The organism is Stenotrophomonas koreensis (genome assembly GCF_001431525.1).
Taxonomy (GTDB): Bacteria; Pseudomonadota; Gammaproteobacteria; order Xanthomonadales; family Xanthomonadaceae; genus Stenotrophomonas; species Stenotrophomonas koreensis.
This window is the reverse complement of the sequence record NZ_LDJH01000012.1, coordinates 16766-35533: the sequence shown is the minus strand read 5'-3', so window position 1 is coordinate 35533 and position 18768 is coordinate 16766. Positions and strand designations below refer to the sequence as shown.

General features: G+C 67.2%; 15 protein-coding genes and 3 tRNA genes. 11 read left to right on the top strand and 7 right to left on the bottom strand.

The features are described from left to right. Positions 1 to 44: 44 nt before the first annotated feature. The 3 genes from ABB25_RS07260 to ABB25_RS07250 all read right to left on the bottom strand — a co-directional run bounded on the left by ABB25_RS07260 (position 45) and on the right by ABB25_RS07250 (position 3583). Positions 45 to 1538: an N-acetylmuramoyl-L-alanine amidase gene (locus ABB25_RS07260; protein ID WP_057665436.1), complete on the bottom strand. Its 1494-nt coding sequence runs from the start codon at positions 1536 to 1538 to the stop codon at positions 45 to 47. A gap of 117 nt (positions 1539 to 1655) precedes the next feature. Further along, entirely contained in the window at positions 1656 to 2102 is a 447-nt protein-coding gene (gene tsaE / locus ABB25_RS07255) for a tRNA (adenosine(37)-N6)-threonylcarbamoyltransferase complex ATPase subunit type 1 TsaE (RefSeq protein WP_057665434.1), read from the bottom strand. After that, positions 2099 to 3583 carry a bifunctional ADP-dependent NAD(P)H-hydrate dehydratase/NAD(P)H-hydrate epimerase gene (locus tag ABB25_RS07250; protein ID WP_057665432.1) on the bottom strand — a complete coding sequence of 495 codons (1485 nt, stop codon included), beginning with the start codon at positions 3581 to 3583 and terminating at the stop codon, positions 2099 to 2101. Before ABB25_RS07250 ends, tsaE begins: the two co-directional genes overlap by 4 nt. A gap of 22 nt (positions 3584 to 3605) precedes the next feature. On the opposite strand from ABB25_RS07250, the gene queG reads away from it, so the two are divergent. Both queG and xseA read left to right on the top strand, forming a co-directional pair. Beyond that, positions 3606 to 4685, top strand: coding sequence for a tRNA epoxyqueuosine(34) reductase QueG (gene queG / locus ABB25_RS07245; protein WP_057665429.1), 1080 nt, complete (start codon positions 3606 to 3608; stop codon positions 4683 to 4685). Between the two features lie 4 nt (positions 4686 to 4689). Next, the gene (gene xseA, locus ABB25_RS07240; RefSeq protein WP_057665427.1) at positions 4690 to 6114 is read left to right on the top strand and encodes an exodeoxyribonuclease VII large subunit; all 1425 of its coding nucleotides are present in this window, start codon (positions 4690 to 4692) and stop codon (positions 6112 to 6114) included. 92 nt (positions 6115 to 6206) lie between these two features. Here xseA and ABB25_RS07235 read toward each other — a convergent pair whose 3' ends face one another. Next, positions 6207 to 7103, bottom strand: a complete 897-nt coding sequence (locus ABB25_RS07235; RefSeq protein ID WP_057665426.1) for a M48 family metallopeptidase — start codon at positions 7101 to 7103, stop codon at positions 6207 to 6209. A 74-nt stretch (positions 7104 to 7177) separates the two neighbouring features. Further along, positions 7178 to 9049, bottom strand: a complete 1872-nt coding sequence (locus ABB25_RS07230; protein WP_057665423.1) for a formylglycine-generating enzyme family protein — start codon at positions 9047 to 9049, stop codon at positions 7178 to 7180. Positions 9050 to 9123: 74 nt separating this feature from the next. On the opposite strand from ABB25_RS07230, the gene rnd reads away from it, so the two are divergent. From rnd to ABB25_RS07185, 9 genes are all read left to right on the top strand, one after another. Beyond that, complete coding sequence (gene rnd / locus ABB25_RS07225) at positions 9124 to 10200, top strand: ribonuclease D (RefSeq protein WP_057665422.1); 1077 nt, start codon at positions 9124 to 9126, stop codon at positions 10198 to 10200. Between the two features lie 69 nt (positions 10201 to 10269). Beyond that, positions 10270 to 10345 (top strand) — tRNA-Phe (locus ABB25_RS07220). 322 nt (positions 10346 to 10667) lie between these two features. Next, positions 10668 to 10743: transfer RNA gene (locus ABB25_RS07215), tRNA-Ala, on the top strand. A gap of 459 nt (positions 10744 to 11202) precedes the next feature. Continuing rightward, positions 11203 to 11278, top strand: a tRNA-Phe gene (locus tag ABB25_RS07210). Positions 11279 to 11441: 163 nt separating this feature from the next. Beyond that, the gene (locus ABB25_RS07205) at positions 11442 to 11912 is read left to right on the top strand and encodes a hypothetical protein (protein ID WP_057665420.1); all 471 of its coding nucleotides are present in this window, start codon (positions 11442 to 11444) and stop codon (positions 11910 to 11912) included. 69 nt (positions 11913 to 11981) lie between these two features. Continuing rightward, complete coding sequence (locus tag ABB25_RS07200) at positions 11982 to 13772, top strand: acyl-CoA dehydrogenase C-terminal domain-containing protein (RefSeq protein ID WP_057665418.1); 1791 nt, start codon at positions 11982 to 11984, stop codon at positions 13770 to 13772. A gap of 121 nt (positions 13773 to 13893) precedes the next feature. Continuing rightward, the gene (locus ABB25_RS07195) at positions 13894 to 14544 is read left to right on the top strand and encodes an HNH endonuclease (protein ID WP_057665416.1); all 651 of its coding nucleotides are present in this window, start codon (positions 13894 to 13896) and stop codon (positions 14542 to 14544) included. A gap of 104 nt (positions 14545 to 14648) precedes the next feature. Beyond that, positions 14649 to 16556 (top strand): 1-deoxy-D-xylulose-5-phosphate synthase, encoded by a 1908-nt coding sequence (dxs, locus tag ABB25_RS07190; RefSeq protein WP_057665415.1) that lies wholly within the window; start codon positions 14649 to 14651, stop codon positions 16554 to 16556. 102 nt (positions 16557 to 16658) lie between these two features. After that, positions 16659 to 16991: a hypothetical protein gene (locus ABB25_RS07185; RefSeq protein ID WP_057665413.1), complete on the top strand. Its 333-nt coding sequence runs from the start codon at positions 16659 to 16661 to the stop codon at positions 16989 to 16991. A 17-nt stretch (positions 16992 to 17008) separates the two neighbouring features. On the opposite strand, the gene crcB is transcribed toward ABB25_RS07185, so the two are convergent. Together crcB and ABB25_RS07175 are read right to left on the bottom strand one after the other, a co-directional pair. Then, positions 17009 to 17413, bottom strand: coding sequence for a fluoride efflux transporter CrcB (gene crcB, locus ABB25_RS07180; RefSeq protein WP_057665721.1), 405 nt, complete (start codon positions 17411 to 17413; stop codon positions 17009 to 17011). Then, a complete protein-coding gene (locus ABB25_RS07175) occupies positions 17413 to 18714 on the bottom strand; it encodes a replication-associated recombination protein A (protein ID WP_083488190.1) in 1302 nt (433 codons plus the stop codon). The genes crcB and ABB25_RS07175 overlap by 1 nt, the downstream gene beginning before the upstream one ends. Positions 18715 to 18768: the final 54 nt, after the last annotated feature.

Here is an 18768-nt window from a genome sequence, read left to right as displayed (position 1 = left end):
CCACTGATCATACCGCGCATCGCCGGCCAGCCGGACAGGTGCGCTTACGGACTGCCGCGGCCGGTGTTGCCGCGCGCACTTTCCGCCTCGGCCTGGGCGGCAAACAGGGTGCCCGGGGGCGGCTGGCGGGAAAAATAGCTGTGCACGCCATCCAGTACCGCCGCGGCCAGTTGCCGCTGGAAGCCCGGCTGGAAGAGACGCCGCTCCTCGTCCGGGTTGGAGATGAAGGCCGTTTCCACCAGCATCGCCGGCATGTCGGCCGTGCGCAGCACGGCAAAGTTGGCCCGCTCGATGTTTGGCTTGTGGTTGTTGCCGATCCGCTTCAGGCCGGAAAGGACCTGGTCGGCTGCCTCTTCGCTGGCCTTCTGCTGGCCGCTCTGGGCCAGGTCCAGCAGCACATTGGCCAGGGTCCCCTCAGCCTGCTGCAGGGCAACGCCACCGATAAGGTCGGCCGCGTTTTCCTTGTCAGCCAGCCAGCGTGCGCGTTGGCTGGACGCCCCCTTGGTGGAGAGCACATACACCGATGAGCCACGCGCATTGCGGTTTTCCGCCGCGTCGGCATGGATGGAAATGAAGATATCGGCGCGCGCCTGGCGCGCCCTTGCCGCGCGGGCATTGAGTGGAATGAACACGTCACTGTCGCGGATCAGGAACGCACGCAGGCCGGGGGTGGCATCCACCTGCCGGGCCAGCTCACGCGCAACGGCCAGGGTCACGTTCTTTTCGTATTTACCGGTTGGCCCCACTGCCCCCGGGTCCTGCCCGCCATGGCCGGCATCAATGGCTACCACCAGTTCACGCATGCCCGGGCGCATGACCACCGCTCCCCGGCGGGCAGCGGCCGCGGCGGGGCTGGCCGCCACCGTTGCAGTGGCCGGGGTGGTCTCGGTGGCACCACTGCTCGGCGGCGGCGGGGTGGCTACCGGTGCGCCCTGCAGGATGCTGGCCGGGTTGGTGGCGGCAGGGCCCTGGCCAGCGGCACGCGAGGCGGCACCAGCGGTCAGCAGAGCGGTGGCCCGCGCCGCCTCGGCACGGGCCTGGGCACTGCTGGCAGCACTGTCCGCTGCTGGCGTGGCCGATCCCTGGGCAGGATTGCTGGCGGACACGGCCGCGACCACTGGCGGCGGGTTGCTGTTTGCGGTGGGCGTGGCCCCGGGCCATTGCAGGACCAGGGTCGGCTGTGCACCGACCACCCATTGCGGTGGCAACGCCTGTACCGGCGCGCTGAGTTCAAACACCACCCGCACCGTGCCCGGGGTCGGGTTGCCGGTGCGCACCGAGGTGACCAGCCCGGAAGCGGCAGGCAATTTCAGACCGGTGGCCAGGGTGGACTGCTCGAAATCCACCACCAGCCGATCCGGCTGGGTCAATGCGAGGGTGCGGTAGCGGCCCTGGGTGTCAACGACGATTTCGGCGCGGGTACCCGAACTGCCACTTTCCAGGCTCACCGACTGCAGCTGCGCGGCCTGCACACCGAAGGTTGCCGCCAGACACAGGGCAGCAATCAGACCGGCGGCACGGGCAATCCGGGAAGGCATGTTCGCGATCTAACCACCACGGCTGGGCAATTGCAATGATTTTCCTTTGACAATCCGCGACCTGTAGCACTTACCTGCAGTAAGCAGCGAACTATCGGCTGCAACTGACTGGACGGATCAGATCGCCGCCAGCCACACCTTGCCGGCCTGGCTGCAGGCCGACAGCTGCGCCGAACGTCCGTGGCCATCAATGGCCAGATCAATGCGCAGGTCCGCCGGCGGCAATGCCGCCCCGGCGCGCTGTGGCCACTCCACCAGCCACAGGCTGGCAGCACCTTCATCCAGGCCGAGGAAATCCAGCTCACCCGGATCACCGATCCGGTACAGATCCAGATGCCAGGCTTCGCTGCCATCGGCCAACGGATAGCGTTCGACCAGGGTGTAGGTGGGCGAGCGGATCGTACCGGTCACACCCAGCGCGCGCAGCAGCGCGCGCGCCAGGGTGGACTTGCCCGCCCCCAGGTCCCCGTACAGATGGACCACGGCATGGGCCGGGCGCTGTGCGGCCAGACGCTGTCCCAGCGCATCGGTGGCGGCGGCGTCTTGCAGATGTAAGTGCATCATCTAACCACTTCCGGATTGGCCAGCACCCGCAGGTGCGGCAATAAATCAGACGGCATCATCCCACAGGGCTGGTTGCCGGCGGCACGGTCGCCGGCCAGCGCATGCAGCAGGGCCCCGGCACGCGCCGCCTGCAGGGGGCTGAGCCCCTGCGCCAGCAAACCGGCAATGACCCCGGTAAGCACATCGCCCATGCCGCCTACCGCCATGCCCGGGTTGCCGGCATCGATCAACCACGGCAAGGCCTGCGGCGCACCGACCAGGCTGCCGGCGCCCTTGAGCACGACCACGCTCTGGTAGCGCTCGACCAGGGCCTGCAGCGCCGCCAGTCGATCGGCCTGGACCGCCGCGGTGGACCAGCCCAGCAGGCGCGCCGCTTCGCCCGGATGGGGAGTCAGGATCGCCCCGGGCAGCTGCTGCGGCCGTGCGGCCAGCAGGTTCAGCCCGTCGGCATCGAGCACCAGCGGCAATGCTGCCTGCGTGGCCTGCGCATACAGCGCTTCGGCCCATGGCTGCTGCCCCAGGCCGGGGCCCAGCGCCACTACCGTGGCTGCGCTCAACCGCGCCTGCAGCAGCGGACCCTGCCGGGCATCAAACGCCATCAGCTCCGGGCACTGCGCCAGCAACGCCGGCACATGCAGCCGGCGTGTCCCGACGCTGACCAGGCCGGCACCACTGCGCAATGCCGCCTGTGCCGCCAGCAGCACAGCACCGCCGGTACCGTGATCGCCTCCCAGCAGCAGCACATGGCCATTGCGCCCCTTGTGCCAGTCGCGCTGCCGCTGCGGCAGCAGCCGTGGCAGGTCGGCGGCATCGGCGCGATGGGCGCAGGGCTGCAATCCGGCCGAAGCTGCCGGGGCAGTATCCAGCGATGCCACGCTGACCTTGCCGACATGGTTCAGGGCCGCACCGGTATACAGGCCAACATGCGGCAGCAGCATCGCCAGGGTGCGCTCGGCCACCACCGCCACACCGGCAACCGCGCCGGTATCGGCACTGACCCCGCTGGGCAGGTCGATGGCCAGCACCGGCATCGCCGAGGCATTGAGCGTCTGGATCAGCTGCGCCACCTCCGCCTCCGGCGCGCGCGCCAGGCCCAGCCCAAGCAGCGCATCAACCACGACATCGGCCACCGGCAGCTGGCCGGAGAACACCTGCAGCTGGCCACCGGCAGCGAAATAATCAGCGCAGGCACGCCGCGCCAGCTCGGTGCGTGGACCGCCAGCGGCCAGCGCCATCACCGTAACCGCACAGCCCTGCTGCACCGCCAGCCGCGCCAGCACATAGCCATCGCCGCCGTTGTTGCCACTGCCGACCAGCACCAGCAGCCGGCGTGCCTGCGGCCACTCTTGCTGCAGCAACGCCCATGCGGCCTGGCCGGCCTGCTGCATCAGCCCCCAGCCGCCATCGCCGGCACGCTCGATCGCCTGGGTTTCCAGTGTGCGCACTGCGGCGCTTTTGTACAGTTCGCTCAAGGCAGCCATGCATCAATTCTATACTGGCGCCATGAGCCCGTTATCCCCTCCCCCGCCACCCCTGAGCGCGCTGCAGCGCGCGCGTGAGCGGGTACTGGCCCTGGCCACTGCCGCGGGTTTTTCCCGCTGCGGGATCAGCACCCCCGATCTGGGCCAGGATGCGGCGCATCTGGCCGACTGGCTGGGCAAGGGCCTGTACGGCACGATGGACTGGATGGCACGCAACACCGCACTGCGCACCGATCCGGCGGCCCTGCTGCCGGGTACCGTACGGGTGATCAGCGTCGGCCTGGATTACGGCCAGGACCCGGATGCTGCCTGGGCCACGCTGGAAGACGGCCAGCGCGCATATGTGGCCCGCTATGCGCTGGGGCGCGATTACCACAAGCTGATGCGCAACCGGCTGCAGAAACTGGCCGCGCAGCTGGGGCAGGAATTTGGTCCGCTGGGGTTTCGCGTGTTCGTGGATTCGGCCCCGGTGCTGGAACGGGCACTGGGCCGCGATGCCGGCCTGGGCTGGATCGGCAAGCACACCTGCCTGATCGACAAGCGCGGCGGCTCGTGGTTTTTCCTCGGCGAGATCTACATCGACCTGCCGCTGCCCACCGACACCCCCGCCAGCGCCCATTGCGGCAGCTGCCAGCGCTGCATCGACATCTGCCCGACCCAGGCAATCATCGCCCCGTACCGGCTCGATGCCCGCCGCTGCATTTCCTACCTGACCATCGAGCATGAAGGCAGCATCGATCCAGCGCTGCGGCCACTGATCGGCAACCGCATCTATGGCTGCGATGACTGCCAGCTGGTCTGCCCATGGAACAAGTTCGCCCGGCGTACCGACGAGCCCGACTTCCGCACACGCAACCAGCTCGACAGCGCCAGCCTGTGCGCGCTGTTTGCATGGGACGAAGAGGAATTCCTGCGCCGCACCGAGGGCAGTGCGATCCGCCGCTCCGGGCACGAGCGCTGGCTGCGCAACATCGCCGTGGCGATGGGCAACGCGCCTTCCCCGGCGCACCGCGCCGCCCTGCTCGGCCGTGCCGGGCACCCTTCACCGATCGTGCGCGAGCATGTGGCCTGGGCGCTCGAGCGCCATACCGACGTATCCTGATTGCATGTCCTCGCCCGACCACGTCCTTACCCCGACCCAGCTCAACACCCTGGCCCGCAACCTGCTGGAAGACAGTTTTCCGTCGGTGTGGGTGGAAGGCGAACTGGGCAATGTCACCCGCCCGGCGTCAGGGCATCTGTACTTCACGCTGAAGGACGCCGGCGCCCAGGTGCGCGCGGCCATGTTCAAGCTGCGCGCCTCCACACTGCGCTTTGCCCCGCGCGAAGGGCTGCGCGTGCTGCTGCGTGGCAAACTGACCCTGTACGCGCCACGAGGCGACTACCAACTGGTGGTCGAGCACATGGAGCAAGCCGGCGAAGGCGCCCTGCGCCGGGCGTTCGAGCAACTCAAGGCCCGGCTGCAGGCAGAAGGGCTGTTCGAGCCGGCGCGCAAGCGCGAACTGCCGCTGCATCCGCGCCGGATCGCAGTGATCACCTCGCCCACCGGCGCCGCCGTGCGCGATGTACTGAGCGTGCTGGCCCGCCGCTACCCACTGCTTGAGGTCGACCTGCTGCCCTGCCTGGTGCAGGGCGAGACCGCCGCGCCACAGCTCACCCGCCTGCTCCGGGCCGCCGATGCCAGCGGGCGTTATGACGTGATCCTGCTCACCCGTGGCGGCGGTTCGCTGGAAGACCTGTGGGCCTTCAATGACGAGGCCCTGGCCCGCGCCGTGGCCGCCAGCCACACCCCTGTGATCTCGGCGGTCGGCCATGAAACCGATTTTTCACTGACCGACTTTGCCGCCGACCTGCGAGCCCCTACCCCGTCGGTTGCCGCCGAACTGCTGGTGCCGGACATCGCCGACCTGCGCGCACGCCTGCGCCAGCTGGCCCGGCAGTTGGTCCACTCCGAGCGCCGCGTGCTGGAAGCGGCCAACCAGCGCGCCGACCATGCCTTCCTGCGCCTGGAGCGCTACCGGCCGCAGCAGCGGCTGGGGCTGCTCCAACAGCGCCAGCAGCACCTGCTCGACCGTCTGCAGGCGGCCTGGCACCAGCATGTCGGCCGCCGGCAGCAACAGCTGGCCCTGCTCGACACCCGCCTGCAGCGCCATCACCCGGCACGCGCGCTCGATGCCCTGGCCCATCGCCAGGCAACGGCCGGCCAGCGCCTGCAACACGCCAGCCAGGCCGTACTGGCCAGCCACCGGCAGCGGCTGGAACAGCTGCGCCAGCGCCTGGCGGCCCATCACCCCGCCCCCCGCGTGGCCGTGGCGCGGCAGCAGCTGATGGGCCTGGTCCGCGCACTGGAGACAGTCAGCACGCTGGCCACCGTTGCCCGCGGCTATGCCCTGGTCAGCACCCAGGACGGCGCCCTGGTACGCAGCGTGACCCAGGTCCAGCCTGGCCAGACGCTGACCGCCCGCCTGGCCGATGGCCAGCTCAGTGCCGTGGTCACCGCCATCACCCCGGCGCCCCGGACCCCTGACTGACCGCTGGCCCGGCCCCACGCGCAGATCCGACAAGGCCGCCGGCACGGCGGCTTCGCCCCCGGCGGTCGGAAATGCCGTGTTGATTGCGCCGCTTACTGCACCGGTTGGCAGAACCGCTGGCGATACTCCAGCGCCTTGGGCTGCAGCGCGGTCAGGTTCTGGATCCGGGTGCCCGGGTTGGGATGGGTGGAGGCAAACTCCGGCGCTGCCTGGCCGCCACTGGACTGGGTCATCCGCTCCCACAGCGGCATGGCCTGGGCCGGGTCATAACACGCCGCAGCGGCCAGCATCAGCCCAACCTCATCGGCCTGGGTCTCGTGCTCGCGCGCATACGGCAGCAGATAGCCGTAGCCCATCGCCGCCATCATCATCTGCTGTTGCTGTGCATCCATGCCACTGGCAGCCCCGGCCATCTCGCCAATCTGGGTCAGCTTCTGCTGCGCCATCCGCTGCGCGCCATGCCGCAGCAGTGCATGCGCAATCTCATGGCCCATCACCACGGCCAACGCATCGGCGGTCTGCGCCACCGGCAGCAGGCCGGTGTAGACGGCCATCTTGCCACCGGGCAGGCAGAACGCATTGGCCTGATCGGAGGCGATGACATTGACCTCCCAGTCAAAATCACGGGAAAAATGCCCGGCCTGCAGGCCATTTTCCGCCGCCAGTGCCGTCTCCACCTCGGGCACCCTGGCAATCAGCCGCTGGGCGATGGCGCGCACCTGCTGCACCTGGGGCGCAGCCGGATCCAGCGGGCGTTCCTGGCTGAGAATCTGCTGGTAGGCCTGCAGTCCGAGTGCCTTTTCCTGGCCCGCATCCAGGCCGGCATCGATCAGCACCTTCTGCCCGGTATACGGATCAACCGACCGGTTGGAGAAGTAGTAACACCCACCGTAGATGGCAAACCCCAGCAGGATGATCCAGCGGATACCGCCACCGCGCCCACGCCGACGGGGCTGACGGCTGTCATTTCCAGAGACGTTGTTCTGCATTGCCACACCACCGTTGCCAGACCGATAGTCGGCGATGGTACTGCCGCCACTGCGATGACCGCATCAGCGCAGGCTCACAAGCCACGGACCACGCGGAACCCGATCCGCGCGTTGGTGACATCGGACTCCTGCAGCCAGCGCCAGGCCGCCCGCGTCTGCAAGGGCGAGTTGGCCCAGTTGGCACCGCGCACCACCCGCCGGCGACAGCCCGGGTTGAACCAGGCCACCCCATCGGCCGGTGCACGCCGGTAGCTGGCATGCCAGCAGTCGGCCACCCACTCAGACAGGTTGCCCTCCATGTCATACAGCCCGAACGGGTTGGGGGCAAAACTGCCGACCGTGGCCGCTCCCCACCAGCCATCGGCATAACCGACAAAGGCATTGCTCCAGCGACGGCCGCTGGGTGACAGGTCACCGTCACCGGTGAAGTTGCCACTGTTGGCGGGCGGACTGGCCGCTTCACCCCACGGATAGCGCCCCTGACGGCCGGCCCGCAGTGCGTATTCAAATTCCGCTTCGCTCGGTAGCCGGTAGTAGTGGCCGGTCTGCTCGGACAACCAGGCCGCATAGGCCTCGGCATCGCGCACACTGACATGCATCACCGGTGCATCCGGATGCGCCGGCGCCCCGAGATAATCGCTGCGCCAGTCCACCCCGCTGCGGCGGATGAAGTTGCCGGTACGCGGCTCATACACCATCGAATGGCCACGCCGGGTCGCACGCGGCCGCGCCCCGGCCGCAGCAACGAAGCGGCCAAACTGCGCCACCGTCACTTCGGTGGCCGCGATCGCAAACCCCCGGTCCAGGCGCACCCAATGGGCGGGCTGCTCAGCCTCCACCGCACCGAGTTCGGACTCGCCCGCCCCCATCAGGTATTGGCCATGCGGAACCACCACCATCTGTGGCGCGAAGCCGCCGCTGGACAGGCGATCACGCAACGCCTGACCAGGCGCATACAGGCCATAGCGAGTGGCCAGCTCGATACGCCAGGCCAGTTGCCGCACGCGCGCATCACCGGCATGTGCCACCTGGGTGGCGAGCTGCAGTTTCTCATTGGCCGCGCGCAGGCCGGCGGCGGTCTGGATGTCCTCCAGCCCCGAGCGCAGCAGGGACTCCACGCGCAGGTTGCGCAGCTGCTCGACCCGCTCCCGCGCCTGCTCCACGGTTCCCACCGGCTCGCGCAGCGGCGCTGCGGTGGACAACAGTTTTTCGGCCTGGGTGAAGTTGCCGGCAGCGGCCTGTTCCTCGGCCCGGCGCAACAGTGCGCTCTCCACCGCGGCCATCCCCTGCAGCGCGCGCGCATCGCCCGGCCAGCGTTCCAGTACAGTCTGGAAATCGGCCAGCGCACCTGGCTCGCTGATGCCCAGCTGGCCGCGTCGCAGCGAGGCCTCGCCCCGACGATTCAGCGCCAGACGCTCACGTGCCTGCTCCAGCGCCTGTTCCATCTGCGCCATTGCCGATGCCTCCACAGGCAGGTACTGCAGGACCTGCAGGCGCAATCCTGCCTGGGCCAGCGCCACGCGCTGGCGCTCGGGCTCGCGCAACAGGCGCTCAAACTGCTGGCGCAGACGCTGACTGACCTGCTCAAGCTGCCGGCTGACCTGGCGATCCTCCGGGCGGGCCTGCTGCATGGCCAGCAGCCACGGCACCACGGCGTCGGCATCTTCATACAGATGGTTGGCGGCGATGGCCTGGCGCACCTTGCGCCGGGCCTGGCTCCACTGCTCCGGGTCGAAGGCCACCTCCGGCATCACCCACGGCTTGAGCACCAGCTCCGAGGCTACGGCCGTACCCGACACGCGCGGCGCAGCAGGCGCGATCTGTTCGCGCACCGGTGTGCTGACCCTGGCCGGGTCGTGCCCGGCGGCAGTGCCAGGCTCGCGCCCGCCACACCCCACGCACAGCACGCCTGCCAGCAGCCATCCGATCCCGCGCCGCACCGTCATCTATACCCACCGTCGAGCCATCGCCAGCACATAGGCTATCCTCGCCACCCCGACATTGCAGTACACAATCTCACGTGGCCACCTGGATCAACGCTCCCGATCAGCTCGATGCCTACCGGGCACTGCGCCCTGCGCGCATCGGCCTGGATACCGAATTCATCCGCGAACGCACTTACTGGCCCCAACTGGCACTGGTGCAGATGGCCGTTGGCGAACACATCCTGCTGATCGACCCACTGCAGCCGGGCATGACCGCTGCACTGCGGCCCTGGCTGGAAGACACCTCGATCACCAAGATCATGCACAGCGCCAGCGAAGACCTGGTGGCTTTCCAGCATGCCTGCGGCTGCCTGCCACGCCCGTTGTTCGATACCCAGATTGCCGCAGCACTTTGCGGCATCGGGGCCGGCATGGGTTATCAGAAGCTGGTTGCCCACGTCACCGGCGTCGAACTGGAAAAGGGCGAACAACGCTCGGACTGGATGCGCCGGCCCCTGAGCCAGTCGCAGCTGCATTACGCCGCCGCTGATGTCGTCCACCTGTTTGCCCTGCATGACCACCTGCTGCAGGCACTGCAGGCCCGTGACCGCGTGCACTGGCAGGAGGAAGATGCCAATCGCCTGCTCGACGGCATCGCCAATGACAGCGGCGACACCTGGCCGCACCTTGGATTGCGCGCGGCACAGTTCATGGAGCCCGCTGCCCAGCGCATCCTGCTGCGGCTGCTGCGCTGGCGTGACCTGCAGGCACGCAGCAGCGACAAACCCCGCAGCTGGATCCTGGACAATGAGCTCGCCGCGCTGCTGGCCAAGGCACCGCCAGCTTCCGCAGCGGCCTTGGAAGCCATCCTGGAACGCAACCCCAAGGCACCGAGGAAACTGGCCGCGGCACTCTGGCAGGCCATGACCACACCGCTGGCCGATGAAGACCAGGCGCCCCTGGCGGCGGACAACAGCGACCGTTTGCGGGCACCGCTCAAGCGCCTGCAGCAGGCCGTGGCTACGCGCGCCAGCGAACTGGGCCTGCCTGATGGCGTCCTGGCCTCACGCAAGCAACTGGAAGCCTGGCTTGAACAGCGCCAGCCACCCGCCTCCTTGACTGCCTGGCGGCAGCAACAACTTGGCCAGCTGCTGACCCCGCTGTTGCCGTGAAGAACAGGGCTTGCCAAATGTTAAAAGCCTGCGTATGATTCGCGTCCTTGGCAACACGCCAAGTGCATTGGCCGAGTAGCTCAGTTGGTAGAGCAGGGGATTGAAAATCCCCGTGTCGGCGGTTCGATTCCGTCCTCGGCCACCATCAAAAGCGCCCTTGCAGGCGCTTTTTTTGTACCTGCAATCAGCGCCGGAACAGCAGCATTATTCAACAGCCTGCCGCTCCCGCAGCGAGGGCTGCCACTGGTACCTCACGACGACCAGCCCACTTCCCTGATCGCCGGACAGCCACTGCCATTGCGCCACCGGGAGTTGAGCTGCAGAGCAGAAACCAGCCTGCTCGCATCAACCGCACCATTCCGACAGCTGCAGGTCATCGGCGGGCCGGCTCCAGCCCCACTTGCACAATCCCGCCATGACCATCTTGGCTTGCGCACCGGCACGGGAGTAGAATCAGCGGGCACGATGGGGCGGTAGCTCAGCTGGGAGAGCGTCGCGTTCGCAATGCGAAGGTCGGGAGTTCGATCCTCCTCCGCTCCACCAAACCAAAGGGCCCGGATCCTCTCCGGGCCCTTTTTGTTGCCCGGACCCCACGCCGCACCCGGCAACACCTGCCACTGGCACGTCAACACTCCACTCGCAGCCCTCACCACGCCCGGACACCGGAAAGCCCCGACCCTTCTTCTGCCCGCTACGGATGACGCGGGCACTGCATTACCCGACAGACAGTGCAACTGGCAAATCCGACACAACTGCCGAAGCGACCGGCCAGACAGCCTTGCGGGCAGAACCCCATGCAACCTGACACGGCAGCGCCAGGGCAGCCAGAGGGCCGTGACCATAGCCCCTATCAGAAAAAGGATTGCAAAATCGCATTACGTAATATGAAGGCTGCCGAATACAATCAAGCAGCAACGCCGTGAAATCTCTTCACAAAACACTTGCGCCCGCCAAAGCGGCTGGGTATTATCTTCACATCGCAGCGAAATGCAGCGATCTGTTGGCCGAGTAGCTCAGTTGGTAGAGCAGGGGATTGAAAATCCCCGTGTCGGCGGTTCGATTCCGTCCTCGGCCACCAATCATCAAACCCGCATCCGGCGGGTTTTTTTGTGCCTGCCGCCTGCCCGTATGCAGGCCTTGCGACGATTCCTGCACAATGGCGCTGGCCCAGGTATGCACCCGACTACCGACAGCCCATACGCAGTAGTATGCTTGGGTGGTTAAGTCAGCACGGAGCAGCAATGCGCGCACGCTTATTCCCACTGGCCCTGGCTGCCAGCCTACTGACCGCCTGCTCGACCGGGCCGGTGAAACGCGTTTCTCCGCCACAGGTCAGCGTAGCCCAGCTCAGCGTGCAGGCCGATGGCCAATGGCAGGTGGACCTGCGCCTGCAGAATTTCAGCAGCATGGCCATGCGCTTTGAAGGCCTGGAGCTGGAATTGCGCAGTGGCGATGAGGTCCTGGCCAGACTGCGCAGCGAACCGGATCTGAATGTTGGCGCCGAATCGGCTGACATCCACCCCATCGGCGTACAGCCCACTGCCACAGGCCGTCTGCTGGCAGCCGGGGCACTGGCCGATGCACGCGCCCTGCCCTATCAGCTCAGCGGCAAACTACAGGCCTCGCCCGTGGATGGCCGCTCGCGTGAGTACCCGATCACCTTCCGCAGCTCGCTGCACCCGGCCCCCGGGCTGAGTGGCGTGCTGCGCTGAGCACGCTCCACCCTCCTCCACCGAGCACTGCATCCCAGTGCGCCACTTTTTTGCACGAGGCATGACGCCATGAGTACCTACACCGCACCACTCAACGACATCCGCTTCGCCCTCCATGACGTGATCAAGGCTGAATCGCTGTTTGCCAGCATTGGCTTTGAAGATGCCAACACCGAGCTGATCGACGCGGTCCTGGAAGAGGCCGCACGTTTCAGCAGCAGCGTACTGTCACCGCTGAATGCCATTGGCGACCAACACGGCTGCACGCTGGACAAGGCCACCGGCGAAGTCACCACCGCTCCCGGGTTCAAGGAAGCGTTCGCACAATTCGTCGAAGGCGGCTGGACCGGCCTGACCTCGGCGCCGGAATTTGGCGGCCAGGGCATGCCCGAAACCCTCGGCATGGCCACCAGCGAGATGATCTCCGGCGGCAACCTGGCCTGGAGCCTGTTCCCGCTGCTTTCCCACGGGGCGGTGGAGGCACTGAAGCATTACGGCCTGGACTGGCAGAAGGAAGTCTTCCTCAAGCCACTGGTGGATGGCCGCTGGACCGGCACCATGTGCCTGACCGAGCCGCATGCCGGCACCGACCTGGGCCTGATCAAGACCCGCGCCCAGGCCAATGACGATGGCTCCTACGCCATCACCGGCACCAAGATCTTCATTACCGCCGGCGAGCATGACCTGGCCGAAAACATCGTCCATCTGGTGCTGGCCAAGCTGCCGGACGCGCCGCCGGGGCCGAAGGGCATCTCGCTGTTCGTCACCCCGAAGTTCAAGGTCGGCCAGGACGGTGCGATGGGCGAGCGCAATGCGCTGCGCTGCGCCTCGCTGGAACACAAGATGGGCATCCACGGCAGCTCGACCTGCGTGATGAACTTCGATGGCGCCCAAGGCTGGCTGGTGGGCGAACCGCACAAGGGCCTGCAGGCAATGTTCGTGATGATGAACTCCGCCCGCCTGGGCGTGGGCATCCAGGGCCTGTCGCAATCCGAGCGTGCCACCCAGGGCGCCCTGCGCTATGCCCGCGAGCGCCTGCAGACCCGCGCCCCGAAGGGTCCGCTGCTGCCGGAAAAACCGGCCGACCCGATCATCGCCCAGCCCGACGTGCGCCGCATGCTGCTGACCAACAAGGCGCTGACCGAAGGCGGCCGCCTGCTGGCCATGCATGCCTACACCCAGCTGGACACCGCCGAACATGCCAGCGATCCGGCTGTGCGCGAGCGTGCCCATACCCTGGTCAGCTTCCTCACCCCGATCACCAAGGCCTGCCTGACCGAATGGAGCATCGAGGCGACCTACAACGGCATCCAGGCCTTCGGCGGGCACGGTTTCATCGCCGAACACGGCATGGAACAGCTGGCCCGCGATGCCCGCATCCTGACCCTGTATGAAGGCACCACGGGTATCCAGGCACTGGACCTGATCGGCCGCAAGACCGCCGCCTCCCAGGGCGCCGGGCTGAAGCTGTTCCTGGCCGAGGTCGAGCAGTTCATCGCTGACAATGCCGCCAACCCGCTGCTGGCCGAGTTCCTGCCGGCACTCGGGGCCAAGGCCAAGGAGTGGGGCAAGCTGACCATCGACGTGCTGACCCGCGCAGCCAGCAACCCGGAAGAGCTTGGTGCCGCCTCCAACGACTACCTGTTCTATTCGGGCTATGTCGTACTGGCCTACTGGTGGGCGCGCAGTGTCGCGGCCACGGCCCACTCCAGCCAGAGCGAGGCCTTCAAGCAGGCCAAGCTGGAAACCGCGCGTTTCTACTATGCACGCATCCTGCCGCGCACCCTGAGCCACGCCGCCGGCATCGCCGCCGGTGCCGACAGCCTGATGGCCATGGCCGACGAGCGCTTCGACGCCTGACCGGCAGATCCTTCCGGCAAACAACGACAAGGCGGCCGCAAGCCGCCTTGTCGTTTTTCAGGCCAGCGCCGTCTGCCACTGTCGACAGACGGTCATCAGTGCAGGTATAAGCTGACAGGCGATGGAGACAGACACCTCCCCGCTGGGTCTGATCGACACCGCTGCAGTACCAGCGGCAGACCCGTGCATTCCCCTGTCGGCCCCCGCCTCGCCCGTGCGCCTGCTTGCCCTGGATGCGCAGGGACGGGTGCTGGAATGGATTTCCTGGCAGCAGGCTGCCTGCCTGTACAGCCGCGGTGCCGTGGCCTGGACCCTGGGCGAGCCCTGCCTGCGCATCCACGGTGGCACCAGCCGCCTGAGCGGCCTGCGCAGCCATCTGGACCTGCATCCGATCATCGCCGCGCGTGGCCATGCACGCACCCGCGCCATCAACCCGACCCCACACCTGAGCAACAGCGCGCTGTTCGCCCGCGACCAGTTCCTGTGCCTGTACTGCGGCGAGCAATTTTCGCGCAGCCAGCTCACCCGCGATCACGTCATTCCGCTTTCGCACGGCGGCCTGGACTGCTGGGAAAACGTGGTCAGCGCCTGCACCCACTGCAATGCCCGCAAAGCCGCACGCACCCCTGCCCAGGCACGCATGCCCCTGCTGGCCGTGCCCTACAGCCCGAGCTGGGTGGAGCACATGATCCTGTCCAACCGGCATATCCTTGCCGACCAGATGGCCTTCCTCGCCGCCCAGCTTCCGCGCAACAGCCGCCATAGCGGCTGAGCCGCGCAACAACCCACTGCAGCGAACACAGCATTCATGATCGACTGCTTGCTGCTCCCGGCTGCCACGGTGACAATAGCCGTTGATATAGAGCCTGCAGACAGATGATCGATTCGACCCGCTATCCGCGCCTTTCGCGCATCCAGACGCCCCATGACCTGCGCCGCTTCGCTGAAGACGAGCTGGTTGGCGTGGCCGAAGAACTGCGGGCCTACCTGATCGAATCGGTAGGCAGGAGTGGTGGCCATTTTGCTGCCGGCCTGGGCGTGATCGAACTGACCGTGGCGCTGCACTACCTGTACAACACCCCGGTGGACCAGCTGGTGTGGGATGTCGGCCACCAGACCTATCCGCACAAGATCCTCACCGGCCGCCGCGACAGCATCCACACCGTCAAGCAGAAGCACGGCGTGGCACCGTTCCCGAAGCGCGAGGAAAGTGAATACGACACCTTTGGCGTCGGTCATTCCTCCACCTCGATCTCCGCCGCGCTGGGCATGGCCATTGCCAACCAGGCCCGTGGCGACAGCCGCAAGGCGGTGGCGGTGATCGGCGATGGCGCGATGACTGCCGGGATGGCCTTCGAGGCGCTGGCCCATGCCGGCGGCATGGATGAGGAGCCCAGCGTGCTGGTCATCCTCAACGACAACAACATGTCCATCTCCGAAGCCGTCGGCGGGCTGACCAAGATGCTCGGCCGCGCCACCGCCAGCCGCACCTTCAATGCGCTGCGCGAGGGCGGCAAGAAGATCCTCGGTGACAAGCGCAGCAGCCCCCCGGCCCGCTTTGTCAAACGCTGGGAAGAACAGTGGAAAGGCATGTTCGTGCCCTCCACCGCGTTTGAGCAGATGGGTTTCCATTACACCGGCCCGATCGATGGTCACGACCTGCCCCTGCTGCTGTCCACGCTCAAGCGCCTGAAGGATGCCAAGGGCCCGCAGCTGCTGCACATCATGACCACCAAGGGCAAGGGCTACGAGCCGGCCGAAGGCGACCAGATCGGCTACCACGCCGTGGGGCCGTTTGATCCGTCCAAGGGCCTGCCGGCCAAGTCCGCACCGAAAAAACCGACCTACACCGATGTCTTCAGCGACTGGCTGTGCGATGCCGCCGCCGCCGAGCCGCTGTTGATGGGCATCACCCCGGCCATGCGCGAGGGCTCGGGTCTGGTGCGTTTTTCCAAGGAATATCCCAGCCGCTATTTCGATGTCGCCATTGCCGAGCAGCATGCCGTGACCCTGGCAGCCGGCATGGCTACCCAGGGCGCCAAACCGGTGGTGGCGATCTACTCCACCTTCCTGCAGCGCGCCTATGACCAGCTCGTACACGACGTGGCGACCCAGAACCTGGATGTGCTGTTTGCCATCGACCGTGCCGGCGTGGTCGGTCCGGACGGCGCCACCCACGCCGGCAACCTGGACCTGAGCTACCTGCGCTGCGTGCCCAACATGGTGGTGATGGCCCCGGCCGACGAGGCCGAGTGCCGCCAGATGCTCTCCACCGGTCTGGAATTCAAGGGTCCGGCCGCGGTGCGCTATCCGCGCGGTTCGGGTACCGGCGTGGCTGCCGGCACCGATCTGTCGACGCTGGAGATCGGCAAGGCGCAGCTGCGCGTGAGCGGCCGCAAGCTGGCCATCCTCGCCTTCGGCGCCTGTGTGCCGGCAGCGGAAACCATCGGCCGCGAACTGGGCCTGAGCGTGGTCAACATGCGCTTCATCAAGCCGCTGGACCGCGCCATGGTGCTGGAGCTGGCCGCCAGCCACGAGGGCTTCGTCACCGTGGAGGACAACGTGGTGGCCGGCGGCGCCGGCTCGGCGGTGGCCGAGCTGCTCAATGCCGAAGGCGTGCTGCGCCCGGTACTGCACCTGGGCCTGCCCGATGCCTACCAGCACCACGCCAGCCGCGAGGACCTGCTGGCCGAGGCCGGCATCGACGCCGCCGGCATCCGCAACGCCATCCTCAAGCGCTGGCCGGAACTGGCCACTGTGCCTGCACTCAGCGCACTGGGGTGATCGACACGCCTGCCTTCCGGGCGGAAGCGGGCAGCAACCAGGAACAGGCGCCCTGTGCCGACAGAGGCAGGGCATGGCTTGCAACACAAGGAAACGACCCGCATGGCAAGGCTGTACAGCTACTCCCCGACGCGGCATCAGGCCGTCACCCTGATCAGCGACCGCGACAGTGACAACCCGCTGGATATCCTGGCCGCCTTCCAGGGGCTGGCCGAGCATACCTTCCTGATCGACGAGACACAGCTGGAGCGCGTGCGCGCACAGTTGGCAGCTCCCCAGTCGGCCGATACCGTCTGGGGACTGGACCCGACCGATGCGGTGCTCAGCCACCTCGGTGTCCACCCGGATGTGGACCCGCAGCAGGTTTGGCTGCATGTCCGCCCGCCCTACACGATCAGCCACGAGCAGGCACTGCACCTGTTCGGCCCGGTCTGATCCCGGGCCAGGCAGCCTCACCCGCGCAGGCTGGCCTCGGCCAGGCGCGCCCCGACCCACACCGCGGACAGACCACCGGCAATACTGACGGCCAGATACAGCACGGCCAGGCCTGGGCGGGCGTGGCGTGCAAGCAGCAACAGCTCCACCATCAGGCTGGAAAAGGTGGTCAAACCACCCAGAAAGCCAACCACCAGCAGCGCACGCAGCAGCGTCGCCTGGGGATGGCCCTGCAGCCGCACCAATAAATAGCCGGCCGCCAGCGCACCGGCAATGTTCACCGTCAACGTGGCCCAGGGGAATCCCGCCTGCAGCTGGCGCAGCAGCGCGGCTCCCACCCACCAGCGCAGGCCGGCACCGAGCGCGCCACCGAGCATGACCCACAGCAGGGTGATGCCTGCCCCTGGAGAACCGACCGGCATCATTGCCCCCGTGGTTTCCCGTCCTGTGCCGCCTGATGCTGGCGGGCCTGCAGGCGCTGCTCGCGCAGGCGGTCGAGTTTTTCCTTGAGCTTGATTTCCATCCCGCGCGCCACCGGCTGGTAATAGATCTTCTCGTCCAGCGCATCGGGCAGGGCGGTCTGTTCCAACGCCACCCCGCCGGCAACATCGTGGTCGTACTGGTAGCCGGCACCATAGCCGAGCTGGCCCATCAGCTTGGTCGGCGCATTGCGCAGGTGCATCGGCACCGGCAGGCTGCCATGCGCCTGCACGTCCGCCCGCGCCGCCTTCAGGGCGATGTAACTGGCATTGGACTTGGCCGTGCTGGCCAGATAGATGGCCAGATTGGACAGCGCGATATGGGCTTCAGGCGGACCTATCCGCTCAAATGCATTCCAGACGTTGAGCGCCATCTCCAGCGCGCGCGGATCGGCCAGGCCGATATCCTCCACCGCCATGATCGTCATCCGGCGCAGCAGATACGAGGGATCGCAGCCGCCATCGAGCATCCGCGCCAACCAGTAGATCGCCCCATCCGGATTGGAGCTGCGCACGGATTTGTGCAATGCCGAGATCTGGTCATAGAACTGCTCGCCACTTTTGTCGAACCGGCGCGTACGGTCGGCCAGTACCTGCAGCAGGGTCGCCTCGGTGATCTGCCCACCCTCGCCCACCGCCAGTTCGGCAGCAATTTCCAGCAGGGTCAGGGCACGACGCACATCACCATCGGCCGCCCGCGCAATTTCCAGCAACAGCGCCGGCTCGACCTGGATGTGCATATCCCCCAAGCCGCGGGTGCTGTCCTGCAGCGCCCGGTTCAAGGCCACCACCACGTCCTCCGGCGACACCGCCTCCAGCACATGCACGCGGCAACGCGAAAGCAGCGCCGAGTTGAGTTCAAAGGACGGGTTTTCGGTGGTCGCACCGACAAAGATGATCGTGCCGCGCTCGATATGCGGCAGAAAGGCATCCTGCTGGGTCTTGTTGAAGCGGTGCACCTCGTCAACGAACAGCACCGTCCGTTGCCCCTGGGCAAAGCGGTTGGCCGCCTCGGCCAGCACCTGCCGCACTTCTGGCAGGCCACACAGTACGGCGGAGATCGCGCGGAACCCGGCATCGGCGTAACGCGCCAGCAGCAGCGCCAGGGTGGTCTTGCCACACCCCGGCGGCCCCCACAGGATCATCGAGTGCACGCGCCCGGACTCCACCGCACGGCGCAAGGCACTATCAGCGGCCAGCAGGCGCTGCTGGCCGACCACTTCGTCCAGGGTCTGCGGGCGCATCCGCTCAGCCAGCGGACGCAACGGCTCATGGCCGGCCCCGCTGAGCAGGTCCGG

What these genes read in the sequence shown, in the direction of transcription:
- ABB25_RS07260 (WP_057665436.1), bottom strand. Translation starts at nt 1,538, where the DNA reads ATGCCTTCCCGGATTGCCCGTGCCGCCGGTCTGATTGCTGCCCTGTGT.
- tsaE (WP_057665434.1), bottom strand. Translation starts at nt 2,102, where the DNA reads ATGATGCACTTACATCTGCAAGACGCCGCCGCCACCGATGCGCTGGGA.
- ABB25_RS07250 (WP_057665432.1), bottom strand. Translation starts at nt 3,583, where the DNA reads ATGGCTGCCTTGAGCGAACTGTACAAAAGCGCCGCAGTGCGCACACTG.
- queG (WP_057665429.1), top strand. Translation starts at nt 3,606, where the DNA reads ATGAGCCCGTTATCCCCTCCCCCGCCACCCCTGAGCGCGCTGCAGCGC.
- xseA (WP_057665427.1), top strand. Translation starts at nt 4,690, where the DNA reads ATGTCCTCGCCCGACCACGTCCTTACCCCGACCCAGCTCAACACCCTG.
- ABB25_RS07235 (WP_057665426.1), bottom strand. Translation starts at nt 7,103, where the DNA reads ATGCAGAACAACGTCTCTGGAAATGACAGCCGTCAGCCCCGTCGGCGT.
- ABB25_RS07230 (WP_057665423.1), bottom strand. Translation starts at nt 9,049, where the DNA reads ATGACGGTGCGGCGCGGGATCGGATGGCTGCTGGCAGGCGTGCTGTGC.
- ABB25_RS07205 (WP_057665420.1), top strand. Translation starts at nt 11,442, where the DNA reads ATGCGCGCACGCTTATTCCCACTGGCCCTGGCTGCCAGCCTACTGACC.
- ABB25_RS07200 (WP_057665418.1), top strand. Translation starts at nt 11,982, where the DNA reads ATGAGTACCTACACCGCACCACTCAACGACATCCGCTTCGCCCTCCAT.
- ABB25_RS07195 (WP_057665416.1), top strand. Translation starts at nt 13,894, where the DNA reads ATGGAGACAGACACCTCCCCGCTGGGTCTGATCGACACCGCTGCAGTA.
- dxs (WP_057665415.1), top strand. Translation starts at nt 14,649, where the DNA reads ATGATCGATTCGACCCGCTATCCGCGCCTTTCGCGCATCCAGACGCCC.
- ABB25_RS07185 (WP_057665413.1), top strand. Translation starts at nt 16,659, where the DNA reads ATGGCAAGGCTGTACAGCTACTCCCCGACGCGGCATCAGGCCGTCACC.
- crcB (WP_057665721.1), bottom strand. Translation starts at nt 17,413, where the DNA reads ATGCCGGTCGGTTCTCCAGGGGCAGGCATCACCCTGCTGTGGGTCATG.
- ABB25_RS07175 (WP_083488190.1), bottom strand. Translation starts at nt 18,714, where the DNA reads ATGCGCCCGCAGACCCTGGACGAAGTGGTCGGCCAGCAGCGCCTGCTG.